Source organism: Streptomyces tailanensis, from assembly GCF_008386495.1.
GTDB classification, from domain to species: Bacteria; Actinomycetota; Actinomycetes; order Streptomycetales; family Streptomycetaceae; genus Streptomyces; species Streptomyces tailanensis.
The window spans coordinates 105,720-121,022 of record NZ_VTHJ01000012.1 but is presented as its reverse complement, the minus strand read 5'-3'; the positions used below and the strand labels follow the sequence as shown (position 1 = coordinate 121,022).

At 69.8% G+C, this 15,303-nt stretch carries 9 protein-coding genes and 1 pseudogene; 8 read left to right on the top strand and 2 right to left on the bottom strand.

What is annotated here, in order from left to right; translation table 11 throughout:
* The first annotated feature begins 390 nt into the window (after window positions 1-390).
* The 3 genes and pseudogenes from afsR to F3T56_RS12520 all read left to right on the top strand — a co-directional run bounded on the left by afsR (window position 391) and on the right by F3T56_RS12520 (window position 4,816).
* Window positions 391-3,486: an SARP-family global regulator AfsR gene (gene afsR, locus F3T56_RS12530; protein ID WP_425473566.1), complete on the top strand. Its 3,096-nt coding sequence runs from the start codon at window positions 391-393 to the stop codon at window positions 3,484-3,486.
* 240 nt (window positions 3,487-3,726) lie between these two features.
* The gene (gene afsS / locus F3T56_RS12525; RefSeq protein ID WP_149825086.1) at window positions 3,727-3,912 is read left to right on the top strand and encodes a regulatory protein AfsS; all 186 of its coding nucleotides are present in this window, start codon (window positions 3,727-3,729) and stop codon (window positions 3,910-3,912) included.
* A 140-nt stretch (window positions 3,913-4,052) separates the two neighbouring features.
* A pseudogene (locus F3T56_RS12520) lies at window positions 4,053-4,816 on the top strand (PIG-L deacetylase family protein).
* On the opposite strand, the gene F3T56_RS46125 reads toward F3T56_RS12520, so the two are convergent.
* Complete coding sequence (locus tag F3T56_RS46125; protein ID WP_172638911.1) at window positions 4,795-4,959, bottom strand: hypothetical protein; 165 nt, start codon at window positions 4,957-4,959, stop codon at window positions 4,795-4,797. The pseudogene F3T56_RS12520 and the gene F3T56_RS46125 sit on opposite strands and share 22 nt — an antisense overlap.
* A gap of 18 nt (window positions 4,960-4,977) precedes the next feature.
* On the opposite strand from F3T56_RS46125, the gene F3T56_RS12515 reads away from it, so the two are divergent.
* Entirely contained in the window at window positions 4,978-6,336 is a 1,359-nt protein-coding gene (locus F3T56_RS12515) for a right-handed parallel beta-helix repeat-containing protein (protein ID WP_149825084.1), read from the top strand.
* A gap of 190 nt (window positions 6,337-6,526) precedes the next feature.
* Here the strand turns inward: F3T56_RS12515 and F3T56_RS12510 are convergent, their stop codons facing one another.
* Window positions 6,527-8,125, bottom strand: a complete 1,599-nt coding sequence (locus F3T56_RS12510) for a FadD3 family acyl-CoA ligase (protein WP_149825081.1) — start codon at window positions 8,123-8,125, stop codon at window positions 6,527-6,529.
* Window positions 8,126-8,243: 118 nt separating this feature from the next.
* Between F3T56_RS12510 and F3T56_RS12505 the strand changes: the two genes are divergently transcribed.
* The 4 genes from F3T56_RS12505 to F3T56_RS12490 all read left to right on the top strand — a co-directional run bounded on the left by F3T56_RS12505 (window position 8,244) and on the right by F3T56_RS12490 (window position 15,205).
* Window positions 8,244-9,392: a lipid-transfer protein gene (locus tag F3T56_RS12505; protein WP_149825079.1), complete on the top strand. Its 1,149-nt coding sequence runs from the start codon at window positions 8,244-8,246 to the stop codon at window positions 9,390-9,392.
* Between the two features lie 4 nt (window positions 9,393-9,396).
* On the top strand, window positions 9,397-9,813 hold the full coding sequence (locus F3T56_RS12500) for a Zn-ribbon domain-containing OB-fold protein (RefSeq protein ID WP_149825078.1): 417 nt from the start codon (window positions 9,397-9,399) through the stop codon (window positions 9,811-9,813).
* Complete coding sequence (locus F3T56_RS12495; RefSeq protein WP_149825076.1) at window positions 9,810-10,589, top strand: enoyl-CoA hydratase/isomerase family protein; 780 nt, start codon at window positions 9,810-9,812, stop codon at window positions 10,587-10,589. Before F3T56_RS12500 ends, F3T56_RS12495 begins: the two co-directional genes overlap by 4 nt.
* 320 nt (window positions 10,590-10,909) lie before the next feature.
* Window positions 10,910-15,205 carry a LamG-like jellyroll fold domain-containing protein gene (locus F3T56_RS12490; RefSeq protein ID WP_149825074.1) on the top strand — a complete coding sequence of 1,432 codons (4,296 nt, stop codon included), beginning with the start codon at window positions 10,910-10,912 and terminating at the stop codon, window positions 15,203-15,205.
* The last annotated feature ends 98 nt before the right edge of the window (window positions 15,206-15,303 follow it).

Genomic DNA, 15,303 nt, shown 5'->3' with positions numbered 1-15,303 from the left:
CAGGGGCAGCCACCCCTCAACTCAGCCCGTCCGGCACTTGACGACGAGCCCGAAGGGCGAACGGCGGGCCCCGCAGGGGCAGCCACCCCTCAACTCAGCCCGTCCGGCACTTGACGACGAGCCCGAAGGGCGAACGGCGGGGGTCTGGGGGGCGCAGCCCCCAGGAGCGGGGTGGAAGGGGCAGCCGCCCCTGAGGATGGGACGGGTAGGGGCGGCGGGGGCGAGGAAACCCACCCGCGACGGGCCGGGGTGCGCGAACGCGCGAGGAGGGGTTGTGTGGACCTGGTGATTTACCGCGCGCCTACCTGTGAGCGCCCTCTCGCACAGCTGACGGATCTGCCATGAACAAGGCAAACTGGCTTGGTTGTCAGGGAGACCTAAGGGGCGTCGATGGGCGGTGAAGCGCGAGTGCCGGAGGACGGTGCACCGCGAGTGCCGGAGCAGCGGGGTCCCAGGGACGCGCGGCCACCGGCACCCGACGCCGACAGCGGGCCGGGCCGAAGGCACGACGGCACCCTCAAGCCGGGCCGGACACCGAGCGGAAAACCGGACACCGCCACCGACCCCGCCACCGAAACCCCCACCCCCGAGCTCCGCTTCAGCGTGCTCGGCCCCGTACGGGCCTGGCGCGGCCCGGAACCCCTGCCCACCGGTTCCCCCCAACAACGCGCCCTCCTGGCCGCCCTGTTGCTCCGCGAGGGCCGCACGGCCACCGCGAGCGAGCTGATCGATGCCCTGTGGGGCGACGAGCCCCCGTCCCAGGCCCTGGCGGCCGTACGAACGTACGCCTCCCGACTGCGCAAGATCCTCTCCGCCGACGTCCTGGTCAGCGAGTCCGGCGGTTACGCGATCCGCTCCCTCGCGGGCGGCGCGCTGGACCTCGCGGTCGCCCAGGACCTGGCGGCGGACGCCGAGAAGGCCAAGAACTCCGGCGACCTGTGCCACGCCCGCCATCTGCTGAAAAAGGCGCTGGCCCTGTGGGACGGCGAGGTCCTGGCGAGCCTGCCCGGCCCGTACGCGGAAACGCAGCGCACCCGCCTCGACGAGTGGCGCCTCCAACTCATCGAAACCCGCCTGGACATGGACCTGGAACAGGGCTGCCACGCAGAAGCGGTATCCGAGCTGACCGCCCTCACCGCAGCCCACCCCCTCCGCGAACGCCTGCGCGAACTGCTCATGCTCGCCCTGTACCGCAGCGGCCGCCAGGCCGAGGCGCTCGCCGTGTACGCGGACACGCGCCGCCTGCTCGCCGACGAGCTGGGCGTGGACCCGCGCCCCGGCCTGCGGGAGTTGCAGCAGCGCATCCTCCAGGCGGACCCGGCCCTCGCCGAGCCCTCCGCCCCGCTCGCCCCCGAACCAGCCGCCACCCCCGTCCGCCCCGCCCAACTCCCCGCCACTGTCCCGGACTTCACGGGCCGGTCCTCATTCGTGTCCGAGCTGAGCGAGGTGCTGTCGGCGGCGTCCGGAGCCGAGGGCCAGGTCATGGCCGTATCGGCGCTGGCGGGCATAGGCGGCGTAGGCAAGACGACCCTCGCCGTCCACGTCGCCCACCAGTCCCGCAACGCCTTCCCGGACGGCCAGCTGTACATCGACCTCCAGGGCACCGGCCCCCGCCCCGCCGAACCGGAGACCGTCCTCGGCTCCTTCCTCCGCGCCCTCGGCACCGCCGACTCCGCGATCCCCGACTCCCTGGCGGAGCGGGCCGCGCTGTACCGGTCGGTCCTGGACGGCCGCCGGGTCCTGGTCCTGCTCGACAACGCCCGCGACGCCGCCCAGGTACGCCCGCTGCTGCCGGGCACGGCGGGCTGCGCGGCCCTGGTCACCGCCCGTACCCGGATGGTGGACCTGGCCGGGGCGCATCTGGTCGACCTGGACGTGATGTCACCGGACGAGGCCCTCCAGCTCTTCACGAAGATCGTCGGCGCGGAACGCGTCGCCGCCGAACGCAAGGCCGCGCTGGACGTGGTCGCGGCCTGCGGCTTCCTCCCCCTCGCCATCCGCATCGCCGCCTCCCGCCTGGCGGCCCGCCGCACCTGGACGGTCTCGGTCCTGGCCGCCAAACTCGCGGACGAACGCCGCCGCCTGGACGAACTCCAGGCCGGCGACCTGGCCGTGAAGGCCACCTTCGAACTGGGCTACGGCCAACTGGAACCGTCCCAGGCACGCGCCTTCCGCCTCCTCGGCCTGGCCGACGGCCCGGACATCTCCCTGGCGGCAGCCGCGGCCATCCTGGACCTCCCCCCGGTCGACACCGAGGACCTGCTGGAGAACCTGGTCGACACCTCCCTCCTCGAGTCGGCGGCGCACGGCCGCTACCGCTTCCATGACCTGGTACGCCTCTACGCGCGTGCCTGCGCGGAGCGGGACGAGCAGCTGAGCGAGCGGGCCGCGGCGATGTCCCGGCTGCTGGACTTCTATCTGGCCACGGCGGCCGGGGTGTACGCGATCGAGCGCCCCGGCGACCGCCTGGTGGACGACCTGGAACCCACCGAGTATCCCGGCCTGCACTTCACCGAGGGCTCCGCGGCCCTCGACTGGCTGTACACCGAGGCGGCCCCCCTGCTGGCCTGCGTACGACAGGCGGCGGGCACGGACCGGCTGCGGCGGGCGGTGGATCTGCTGTGGGCGGCGAGGGACCTGGCCGAATCGGGTGCGAACTCCCACCAGTACGAGACGACGGCCAGGGCGATGCGCGACGCGACGCGGACGGCCCGGGACATCCGCGCGGAGGGCCGGGCCCGCGCGACCCTCACCAATGTGCTCCTGGTCTCCGGCCGCATCCAGCAGGCCGAGGAAGAGGCACGGCTCGCCATGGAGTGCGCCTCCGCCGCCGAGGACTCCACCGCGACCAGCTGGGCGGCCCAGGACCGAGGAGTCATCGCCCTCCACCAGCACCGGTACGCCGACGGCAAGGTCTTCTTCGACCAGGCCATAGAGGGGTTCAGGGCAGCCGGCAACGGCCTCTGCGAAGCCACCGCCCTGGGCAACCTCTCCCGAGCCCACATGGGAATGGGCAACACCGCCAAGGCCGTCGAGTTCGCCCAGCGGGGCCTCGCCGTCCACATCGAGGTGGGCAGCACGATGCGGCTGGCCAACGGCCACTACGCCCTGGGCGTGGCCCTGACCAAGGCCGGCCGGCACGCGGAGGCCCTCAACCAGTACTCCAACGCCCTGACCATCTTCATGGAGCACCGGCAGCGGCTCTGGGAAGGCACCACCCGCTTCAGAGTCGCCGAGGTCCACATCGCCGCCCGCCGCCCCGCGAAGGCCGCCCTCCACGCCGAACAGGCCCTCACCCTCGGCTGCATCGGCGGCGACCGCATGCGGGGCATGGTCCTGACCCTCCTGGGCCGCGCGCTCTCCGCACTGGGCCAGGTCGACCGAGCCAGGGCCTGCTGGCGCGAGGCGCTCACCCTCCACGAGGAGACCGGCGCTCCGGAAGCAGACGAGGTCCGCGCGTTGCTCACCCACACGTCGGCTGCGTGAGCGACGACACGACCACCGTGTGAACGACCGACTCGGCGACGGGCCGCCGTGGCCGTTCAGCATTCGTTTATCTCCGCCCTGCACTCTCGTACATGTCACACCGTCGCGTCGGGGGGCAGGCGGTCTGACCTGGAGCGCATCGATTAGTGTGCGGCTCCGAAACGCCCGTCTGGTGGCCCTCGGGGGAGCTTCCAGACGGGCGTTCCTCAACTAGTCACCACAGCAGAGGAACTCACGGTCATGAGCGAGACGAAGAAGGACGCGGCCGCCGGCCCGCTGGACACCAACATGCCCACGCCGCCGGCGGACTCGGACATCACGACGCTGGACACCAACATGCCCACGCCGCCGGCCGACTCGTACATCACGACGCTGGACACGAACATGCCGGCCCCGCCCGCGCTGGACCTGGACGGCGGCAAGTAACCCAACAGACTTTCATCACGACGGGGATCGGCCGCGGTGGCGCGGAGGGGGAGCCACCGCGGCCGAGTCGTGTCCCGGGCCTGCCGGCCCGTGGTTCACACCGCCCGGCTCCTCACGGCAGTGAAAGGGATGAACGCCGGTTGAAGACGCCGCCCCCGAGCCTGCTCGGAGTCTTCGCACACCCCGACGACGAGTCCCTGTCCTCCGGCGGCGTCCTCGCCCAACATGCCGCCGCAGGCGCCCGGACCGCCGTCGTGACGGCGACCTGGACCCCGGACACACACCGCGGCGCCGAACTCGCCGAAGCCCTCCACATTCTCGGCGCCGGGGACCCCCGGATGCTGGGGTACGCCGATCTCAAGGTGCCGGAGTCGGCGCCGGGCAGCCCCGGTTCTGTGACGCCCCGCTGGACGAGGCGATCGGGCGCTTGGTGGCCCATCTCCGCGCGTTCCGGCCGGAGATCGTCGTCACGCATGACGCGTACGGCGGCCTGACCGCCCACCCGGACCACGTGCACACTCACCGGGTGACCACACTCGCCGTACAGGCGGCGGGACTCGAGCGGCTGTACCCGGAGGCCGGCGCATCCTGGCGGCCGAGCGCCCTGTACCTGGCCACGCACCCGCACTCGGCGCTCCCGTCGTTGCGGGAGTTCGCGGAGGCGGGCAAGGGCATGAACACCGTTCCGGACGAGTGGGTGACCGCGACCGTCGCCGTCAGGCCCTGGCTGGAGCGCAAGTGGGCCGCCGTACGAGCCCATCGCTCGGAGGTGGAGCGGGGCGCGGCGCCGGGCCTGCTGGCCGGCTTCCCGGCGGCGGTCCGGGAGCGATTCCTCGGCACCGAGTGGTACATCCGCCACGACACGGTCTCCGCCGTGCCGACTCAGTCGGACCTGACGGTGTGAGCGGGGGGTGCGCCGCCGACGGCCCACATGAGGCGGGGCGTGTGGCTCGGGTCCAGCAGGTCCAGCGCGGTGGCGTCCGCCTTGAATCCCGGCAAGTAGACCTTCATCACCACAAGAGATTTCTCCTTCCCACTACGCACCATGACGGGCTTGGAATCCGGATGGCGCACGGCAAGTTGCCGGTGTGGTTTCCAGCGCTGAAAGTCAAGGAAGATCGGCGATCCGGACTCTCCGGGTGCCATTCATGCGTTGGCCCAGCGGCTGCCAATCGAGGCAGCGGCAATCACCGGTCTGCCCGGAGAACGAAGGAGAAGTACATGAAGAGACGGTTGATTGTGTCGGTGTGCGCGGCAGCCGCTGTGGCAATCTCTGCGCTGCCCGGCCATGCGGCCCAGACCACACTCGTCGTCGATGACGACGGGGTGCAATGCCCGGACGCGGATTTCACCTCCATCCAGGCGGCCGTCAACGCCGCGTCGGCGGGATCAACGATCAAGGTCTGCCCCGGGACATACAACGAAATCGTCACCGCGAACACGGCGAACCTGAGGCTGGTAGGGCCGCGCACCCCGAGCGCTTGCACACAGCCCACGACCCCCGACCCGAACACTGACGCGATCATCCAGGCTGATAACGACGCAGGCGGTGTCGTCAACCTGCTCGAGAACGGCATCCGGTTCATGCGGTTCACGGTCCAGAACAACACGCTCGGCGCGGGCATTGTGACCGGTGCCACGTTCTCCGGCCACCGAGTCCTCCAGAACGTGGTGCAGAACAACGTGCAAGGCGTCTACTTCAACTCCAACGGCACGACAGCATCCTCAGTCGACCAGAACTGCATCCGCCAGAACAACCAACCGGGAGCCGCCGGCGGGAACGGCATCTACTCCGACCTGGGCCTGAGCAACGCCAACATCCGGCAGAACACCTTCTACCAGAACGAATCCTCCGGGATCGTACTGACCGGGCTGGCGCCGGGAGCCGTCAGCAATGTCAACATCGTCGCGAACACGTCCCAGGAAGACGGGTCGCTGCTGGCCGTCTTCAACTCCAGCGGCACCGAAGTGCGGTCGAACACCGTGAGGAACAACGCCGGCTCCGCGATCTTTGTCGGCAACGACAACACCGGACTGGAGATCCTCTCCAACAACATCAGCGGAAGCGCCCGCGGCGTGCGGACCAGCACCGCTTTCGGCGGAGGGCCGAACACCAACCTGAGAATCAGCTCCAACGAGATCACGAACTCCACAAGCAGTGACGGCATCGTCGCGGGCACCAACTCGCTCACCAACTCCGTCATCTCGTCGAACACCGCCACCAACAATCCGAGAGACGGCATCCGCATCGAAGCCGGCGGCAACGCGGGCAACCGGATTCTCTCGAACACGCTCAGCAACAACGCTGAGCACGACTGCCACGACGACACCGTCGGTGCCGGAACCGCCGGCACGGCCAACACCTGGCTCGCCAACTCGGGCGTGACCGAGAACCGCCCCGGCCTGTGCGACGGCACGGCCTGACCAGGTGTTCTTCGCCGCATTTCTTGGTGGGGTACGCCGATGACCCGCTCGGCCTGCTGCCATTCCGGGCAGCAGGCCAGGCGAGTCAAGGCACGGCTTGTGGAGTGGCCGGCGCCCCGGGTGACACGAATGTGTGTACATCGTCCAGGTCACTGCCCGGCCCGCGCGAATCAAGCGCAGGGGCTCCACGTCACCGCCCCCGCAACTCCCCCTTCACCACCTTCCCGCTCGCGTTCCGCGGCAGTTCCCCCACGAACTCCACCGCCCTCGGCACCTTGTAGTTCGCCATCTCCCGCCGCGCCCAGGCGATCAGATCGTCCGCGGTCACAAGCGCCCCCGCCCGCCGTACGACAAACGCCTTGCCGACCTCCCCAAGACGCGAATCCGGGACCCCGACAACAGCCACGTCGGCCACATCCGGATGCAACCCCAGCAGTTGCTCTATCTCGGCGGGGTAGGCGTTGAAGCCGCCGACGATGAACATGTCCTTGATGCGGTCGGTGATACGGAGGTTGCCGTCGCCGTCCAGCACCCCGACGTCACCGGTACGCAGCCAGCCCTCCTCCGACACCACCCGCGCGGTCTCCTCGGGGTCCTCGAAGTAGCCGCGCATGACGTTGAAGCCACGGACGAGCACCTCACCGGGGGATCCGGCCGGCAGCACAGCACCGGACGGCCCGACCACCCGGACCTCGGTGCCCGGTACCGCCCGCCCGGACGTGGACGCGATCACCGTCGGCTCGTCCCCGCGTCGGCACATCGTCACGATGCCGCTGGCCTCGGACAGGCCGTATGCCGTGAGGACGGTGCCGACGTGCAGCTCGGCCCGCAGCCGTTCGACGAGTTGGAGGGGTACGACGGCCGCGCCCGTGACCACGAGCCGCAGCGCGGACAGGTCGTACTCGTCGCGCGCGGGGTGATCCAGCAGCGACTGGTGAAGGGTGGGAGGGCCGGGCAGGACCGACACCCGTTCCGCCGCCACGTTCGCCATGGCCGTCTCCACGTTGAACACCGGCTGCGGGATCATCGTCGCCCCGCGCATCAAGCAGGCGATCACGCCCGCCTTGTAACCGAACGTATGGAAGAAAGGGTTCACGATCAGGTAGCGATCCCCCTGCCGCAGTCCCGCCAGGTCGCACCACACCTCGTACGCCCGCAGCGTCTGCGCATGGGTGATCACCGCGCCCTTGGGACGGCCGGTCGTCCCCGACGTGAAGATGATGTCGGACGGGGAGTCACCGCTCAGCGCGGCCGACCGCGCCCGAACCTCCCTCTCCCCCACCCCTTCCCCACTCGCGAGGAAGTCCTTCCACGTGCGGAAGTCGGCAGGCGCGTCATCCGCCAACACCACCACCTGCTCCAGCCCCGAAAGCCCCGGCAGCGGCCCCTCTCCCACCCCTTCCCCCGCCGCCCGCCGCAGCGAAGCCACATACGACGTCCCCAAGAACGTCCCCGTCACGAACAGCAGCTTCGCCCGGCAACGCGCCAGCACATCCGCCGCCTCGCCCCCCTTGAAGCGGGTGTTCAGCGGAACAAGTACCGCCCCCGCCGAGACCGCCCCCAACGCCGAGACGATCCAGTCGAGCGAATTCGGCGCCCAGATACCGACCCGGTCGCCGACCCGGACCCCGTTCGCGACGCACGCCGCCGCGGCGCGCTCCACGCGGGCGCCGAGCTCCGCGTACGACACCCGCGTACGACCGTCGACGACGGCCTCCACCTCGCCGTACCGCTCGACCGCCGAGCGGACCAGCCCGGGGATGGTGCCCCACTCCAAGTCACCGCGCACAGCAGGCCTCCAGCAACCTCAGAACCGTTAACCCCCACACCTGACTGGCCGTCAGATTAGCTAGTACTCTGACGGACTGTCAGCAGACAACTGACCCAGTGCGGAGGTGTGGTGCCCCATGCCCGTACTCAAGGACGCGACCGCGATCGTCGGCATAGGCCAGACCCCCTTCGCCAAGCATCTCCCCGAAACTGAACGCGCGTTGGCCTGCCGAGCCATCCTCTCCGCCCTCGACGACGCCGGAATCGAACCGACCGAAGTCGACGCCCTCGCCTCCTACACCATGGAGGAAACGGACGAGGTCGAGCTCGCCAAAGCCCTCGGCCTCGGCGACCTCACCTTCTTCGGCAAGGTCGGCTACGGCGGCGGCGGTTCATGCGCGACCGTCGCGCATCTCGCCGCCGCCATCGCCACCGGCCAGGCCACGGTCGGCGTCGCCTGGCGGTCACGGAAGCGCGGCTCCGGTCCCCGCCCGTGGAAGAACACGACCGTCCAACTCCCCACCCCGGCCCAGTGGACCCGGCCCTATGGCCTCCTCCGACCGGCCGACGAGATAGCCATGCTGGCCCGCCGCCATATGCACGAGTACGGCACGACCCGCGACCACCTCTTCAACGTGGCCCTCGCCTGCCGCAACAGAGCGAACCAGAACCCGGCGGCGATCATGTACGACCGCCCGCTCACCCGGGAGATGTACATGAACTCCCGCTGGATCAGCGAGCCCCTCTGCCTCTTCGACAACTGCCTTGAGACGGACGGTGCGCTGGCCTGCGTCGTCGTCTCCGCCGAACGCGCCCGCGACTGCCGCCGGCCCCCCGTCCACGTCCACTCCGCCGCCCAGGGCCTGCCCGCCCAGCACCACGGCATGGTCAACTACTGGAACGACGACCCGCTGACCGGCCCCGCCTGGACCGCCGCCCGGCACCTCTGGAAACACGCCGACTTCACCCCGGAGGACGTGGATGTCGCCCAGATCTACGACGCCTTCACCGCCCTCATCCCCCTCTCCCTGGAGGGGTACGGCTTCTGCGACCGCGGCGAGGGCGGCGCCTTCACCGAAGGGGGCGCCCTGGAGATCGGCGGCCGGCTGCCGCTGAACACCTCCGGGGGCGGCCTCAGCGAGGCGTACGTACACGGCTTCAACCTGATCACCGAGGGCGTACGGCAGCTGCGGGGCACGAGCACGGCCCAGGTACCGGGGGCGTCGACGTGCCTCGTCACGGCCGGCGAGGGCGTACCGACATCGGCCCTACTACTGAGGAGTTGAGGGCATGCTGACCCCGATCGTGGACGAGGACGGCGCCCCCTTCTGGGGTTACGCCCGCCGCGGCGAACTCCGCGTCCAGGCCTGCGCCGACTGCGGCGAACTCCGCTTCCCGCCCCGCCCCTGCTGCCCCCACTGCCGCTCCTTCGACACCGAGTGGCGCCGGCTCACCGGCCAAGGCCGCATCTGGTCGTACGTCCTCCCCCACCCGCCCCTCCTCCCCGACTACGCCGAGCAGTCCCCGTACAACGTCGTCCTGGTCGAACTGACCGACGCCCCCCGCATCCGTCTGGTCGGCAACGTCGTGAGCGAACCCGGCGCCCGCCTCGACTCGGTGCCACCCGAGCGCATCCGAATCGGAGCACGGGTCCAAGTCGTCTTCACGGACACCGGCCTCCCCCAATGGATTCTGGAGCGCCCGTGACCCTCCGCACCGCCGTCGACAAGGACACCGGCGTAGCGCTCCTCACCCTGAACCGGCCCGAGAAACACAACGCCATCGATCTCCCCACCGCCGGTCAACTCACCAGCACCTGGCAGGAGGTGAGGTTCGACGACACCGTGCGGGCCATAGTCGTGACCGGCGCCGGTGACCGCGCCTTCTGCACGGGCCTCGACCGGGACGCGGCATCCGCGGTACCCCAGCCGAACTCCCCGTACACGATCGACGACCCGCTCCTCAAGATCGGCCCGAAGTCCAACGACCTCTGGAAACCGGTGATAGCGGCCGTGAACGGCATGGCCTGCGGCGGCGCCTTCTACCTCCTCGGCGAGTCCGACTTCCTCGTCGCCGACCCCTCCGCCACCTTCTTCGACCCCCACACCACCTACGGCATGGTCAGCGCCTTCGAGTCGATCCTGATGGCCCAGCGGATGCCGTACGGGGAGGCGGCGCGCATGGCACTGATGGGCACCGCCGAGCGGATGTCGGCGCGACGGGCGTACGAGGTCGGGCTTGTGTCGGAGGTGACGGAGCCCGGCGAGGCGGTCGCGGCAGCGGTCCGCTGCGCGGAGACCATCGCCGGGTACCCCCCGGAGGCTGTCCAGGGCACGGTCCGGGCCTGCTGGGCCGCCCGGGAGGCGGCACGGGCGCACGCTCTCGCGTACGCCCCGCACCTGATTTCGCTGGGCAACCAACCCAGCGAAGAACAGGGGGAGTTGTTCGCCGCGCGGCGGCGGAGCGGGTTCCGGACGCGATAAGGAGAGACGCACCGAATCACGGACAATTCGCGAACCAAACGTGAACTGTTTCACACACCGTCTTCACTTGATTGGGGAGGCTCATTTCCCTTTGTCCCCATGTGAGTCTCTGGTTAAGAGGCTGGAGATGCTCGTATGTTGCGACCTGATCAGTTGACCTCTTGATCGCACATATCCAGCCATAGCTCAACTCATGGCTCAACGCCGCTCGGCGGGGGACAAAACATATGAATACGTACGGGGGAAGACGTCGGCTGCGCACAGCCGGCGTGGTGTTCGCCGCAGCCTTGGCGCTGGTGGCGAGCACATTCGATGGCGCCATGGCAGTCGTCGGCGGCAGCACCGACGCCTCGGCCGCCAAGACCGCCAAGACGGCGGAAACGGGCGGGGCGGCCGAAGAGGCCGAAGAAGGCGGAGCGGGCGAGGACACCAAGGCACTGGCCAAGGCCGCGCGCACGGGCAAGCTGGTGGAGATCACCTCGCTGCGCGGTGAGAGCAGCGAGGTGTACGCCACGCCGGAGGGTCACCTGGAGGCCCGGGAGCATCTGCGTCCGGTGCGGACACGGGTGAACGGCGAGTGGCAGGACATCGACACCACCCTGGCGCTCGGCACGGACGGAGCGGTGGCGCCCAAGGCCACCACCATCGGGCTGACGTTCTCGGGCGGGGGTTCGGACCCGCTGGTGCGGATGACCAAGAACGGCCGGGAACTGGCGTTGTCCTGGCCCGAGAAGCTGCCCGCTCCGGAGCTGAGCGGGAACACCGTCACCTACCCTGGCGTACTGCCCGACGTGGATCTGCGGATGACGGCGCAGCAGGACGGTTTCACCCAGCTGCTGGTCGTCAAGTCGGCCGAGGCCGCGGCGAGCACGGAACTGAACGAACTCCGTCTGAAGCTGGACGCCGACGGCATGCGGGTCAAGGAGACTGAGGACGGCGGCCTGGCGGCGGTCGACGAGGGCGCCGGAAGCGCGGTCTTCGAGGCCCCTCGCCCGGTGATGTGGGACTCCAGCGACCAGGCACCCGACACCACGGAACAGTCCGCGACGCAATCCGCCGACGGGACCGCCTCGAAGGCGTCGTCGGTTTCCGCATCGCGCTCGACCACCACGACCGCCGCCACCTCCGCCACCTCCGCCACCTCCGCCACCACGGCCGACGACGGCACGGACACCCCGGAGACCGCAGCCGCCGAGTCCGCGAACGTGGCCCCGGTCGGTGTGGACGTCCCCGCCACGCAGGACGTGTTGGTACTGACGCCCGACAGCGACGTGCTCCGGGGCAAGGGCACGGTGTACCCCGTGTTCATCGACCCCCAGTGGTACTCCCCGAAGGCCTCCGCGTGGACGATGGCCTCCAAGTACTGGGCGTCGTCGCCGCAGTGGAAGTTCAACGGCGATGCGGACGCGGGCCTCGGGTACTGCAACTGGGCCTATTGCGCCCCGCACGACACCAAGCGGCTCTTCTACCGCATCCCGACCTCGAAGTTCGCGGGCCGGACCGTGCTCCAGGCGGAGTTCGTGGTCCGCAACACCTGGTCGGCGTCCTGCTCCGACCGGAGCGTGGAGCTGTGGCGCACCAAGGACATCTCCTCGTCGACGACCTGGAACTCGCAGAACGCGTCCGGCTTCTGGATCGACCACCTCAAGACGGAGTCCTTCGCCTACGGATACACCGGCTGTGCCGCGAAGGACGCCGAGTTCAACGTGAAGTCCGCGGTGCAGCTGGCGGCGGACAAGAAGTGGTCGACGATGACCTTCGGCTTGAGGGCGGCGAGCGAGTCCGACGGCTACGGCTGGAAGCGGTTCTCGGACGACGCCTACCTGCGCGTGCAGTACAACCGGCCGCCGCCGCAGGTGAAGATGTCGCAGCTGGTCATGGAGTACGGCGGCTCGTGCAAGAAGCCCGCGAACGCCGCCCGCGTGCGCACCCTGGGCAAGATCTACGCGAACGACATCACCGACCCCGACGGCGATTCCGTCAAGGTGGAGTTCGCGGCGAGCTGGGACACCGGTGACGGCAAGGGCTCGGTGACCCGCTGGAGGTCGGGTCTGACGACGGCGAAGAAGTCCGGATCGGACTTCGCGATCACCCTGCCGTCCTCCCTCCCCAAGAACAAGACGATCAACTGGTACGTCCGTTCCTACGACGGGGCCCAGTACTCGCCGTGGTCGTACACGGGTGACGCGACCGCCTGCTACTTCGTGTACGACACGAGCGTGCCGAAGGCGCCGACCATCTCCTCCGCCATCTACCCGGCCTCCAATCCCGAGGACCCCGAGGACCCCTGGTACGACGGAGTGGGCCAGTACGGCAACTTCATGATCACCGGAGCCGTCTCCGACGTGACGAAGTACTGGTTCGGTCTCAACGGCGACCCGGTCTCCGCCAACACGGTCACCACCTCGGGCGGAGCGGCCAAGACCGTGCCGGTACTGCCGCTCAAGCCGGGCCTCAACACCTTTACCGCACGGTCCTTCGACTCCGCCGGCAACGGCTCCGAGATCCGCACCTACCAGTTCCGCGTCAAGGCAGGGCAGCGCGAACGCGCCGGCTGGTCGATGGACGAGGCGGCCGGCGCCACCCAGGCGGCGGGCAGCGCACCCGAGCAGACCGCGACCCTGTACGGCGACCCGACGCCGGACGTGGAGGGCAAGATCGGCAAGGCGGTGCGGTTCGACGGCGTCGACGACTACGCCGCCACCGACATCGCCACCATCAACACCGATGTGAGCTTCACGGTGTCGGCCTGGGCGAAGCTGTCGGCGATGCCGTCCGACGCGGCGGTCGTCGCCTCCCAGCGGGGCAACAACGCGCCGGGCTTCGAGCTGTACTACTCCAAGGGTTACGACCGCTGGGTGTTCAACCAGTACAGCGCCGACAGCACCAGCGGCACCCCCGTCCGGGCCATGCAGGCCGCCGCCGGCGGGGTCAAGGCCGGTGAGTGGACGCATCTGGTCGGCATGTACGCCGCCGGTGAGAAGCAGCTGAAGCTGTTCGTCAACGGCACGCTGGCCGGGACCACGGCCTACAGCACGGCGTGGAACGCGCGGCGCGGCATGGTGATCGGCGGCAGCTTCCTGAGCGGCACGGCGACGGCGCCCTTCCCCGGCGCCATCGACGAGGTGAAGACCTTCGAGAAGCCGCTGTCGGGGGCGGAGGTGTCAAGCCTCTACACGTCGAACTCGATCGGCGCCGGCCGTCCGGCCCGCGCGGTCTTCCCCATGGACGACGCCGCCGACGCGACCGCGCTGAGCGGCCGGGCCGACGTGAACCCGGCGGTCCTCAAGGGCGGCGCCACGACAGGCTCCACAGGGGTGGACGGCAACGCCCTGACCCTGGACGGGACCGACGACTACGCCATCACGAGCGGCCCGCACATCAACACCTCGTACAGCTACGCCGTCTCGGCCTGGGTGAAGCTGTCGAAGACCAAACCGAACCACGCCGCCACGGTCGCCTCGCAGATCGGCGCCACGGTGACGGGTCCGGAGCTCTACTACTCCAGTGCCTACGACCGCTGGGTATTCAACCAGCACAGCGCCGACACCGGCGACTCCACGGTGGTGCGGGCCATGCAGCCCGCAGGCACCACCGCGTACGGCGGTGAGTGGACGCATCTCGTCGGCGTGCAGGACACCGTGGCCGACAAGCTCTCGCTGTATGTCAACGGGACCCTGGCCGGCACCACCGCCATGACCAGCACCTGGTACGCCGGGGGCGCGGTGCAGATCGGCGCCAGCGCGTTCGAGCGCACGCCCACCTCGTTCTTCCCCGGCCAGATCGACGATGTACGGCTCTTCGACCGGCCGGTGTCCGCGGGTGAGGTGCAGCAGTTGTTCAAGCAGCGCGCGGTGGTCAAGGGCCGCTGGAAGTTCGAGACCGCGGCCGGCACCCCGTCGACCTCGCCCGACGCCTCGTCCGTCGGCAACGCCATGACCCTCTACAACGGCGCGCAGATCGGTTCGGGCTGGGTCGACGGCGCCGTCGCCCTCGACGGCAGGGACGACTACGCCGCGGCCTCCGTCGTACCGACCGACACCAGCGCCAGCTTCACCGTCAGCGCGTACGTCCAGACCGCCGCCGTACCCACGAGTCCGGTCACCGTCATGAGCGCGCCCGGGGCCAAGAAGAGCGCGTTCGCGGTGCGCTACGAACCCAGTGCCACCCCGGACACCGACCCAGGCCGCTGGCGGATCGCCATGGCCGACTCCGACAGCGACACCGCCGCCCTCTCCGACATCGGCAACGGCATGTTCTACAGCCCCACCGACTGGAACCATCTGGCGCTCGTCTACGACGGGTTCTCCAAGGAGGTCCGCCTCTACGTCAACGGCGAACTCCAGGAGACCGCCTGCGCCGACTCCGACGACGACGGGGTGCAGGACGACGCGAGCTGCACCGACGCCGTCTCGTGGGCCGACGACGTGCTGACCTACAAGGCCGCGAAGACGCTGCAGCTCGGCCGGGACACCACGGGCACCACGTCCGGCCAGTACTTCCCCGGTTCGCTCTCCGACGTCTGGGTCTTCCAGGGCGCGCTGACCGGGCCCCAGATCGATCACCTCGCCGTCGGCATGCCGGGCGTGGAGACCGCCGTACCCAGCGGCGGCTGACCGGTTCGTCCAGGGGACCGGGGCCCACCGCCGCGCGCGGTCGGGCCCCGGCCTGGCTCCGATGGCCTCACTCCGCCGTGCACGGCTCCCCGCTGCCC

Coding starts and splice junctions, on each gene's coding strand:
- afsR (WP_425473566.1), top strand. CDS start 391: ATGGGCGGTGAAGCGCGAGTGCCGGAGGACGGTGCACCGCGAGTGCCG.
- afsS (WP_149825086.1), top strand. CDS start 3,727: ATGAGCGAGACGAAGAAGGACGCGGCCGCCGGCCCGCTGGACACCAAC.
- F3T56_RS46125 (WP_172638911.1), bottom strand. CDS start 4,959: ATGGTGCGTAGTGGGAAGGAGAAATCTCTTGTGGTGATGAAGGTCTAC.
- F3T56_RS12515 (WP_149825084.1), top strand. CDS start 4,978: ATGGCGCACGGCAAGTTGCCGGTGTGGTTTCCAGCGCTGAAAGTCAAG.
- F3T56_RS12505 (WP_149825079.1), top strand. CDS start 8,244: ATGCCCGTACTCAAGGACGCGACCGCGATCGTCGGCATAGGCCAGACC.
- F3T56_RS12500 (WP_149825078.1), top strand. CDS start 9,397: ATGCTGACCCCGATCGTGGACGAGGACGGCGCCCCCTTCTGGGGTTAC.
- F3T56_RS12490 (WP_149825074.1), top strand. CDS start 10,910: ATGGCAGTCGTCGGCGGCAGCACCGACGCCTCGGCCGCCAAGACCGCC.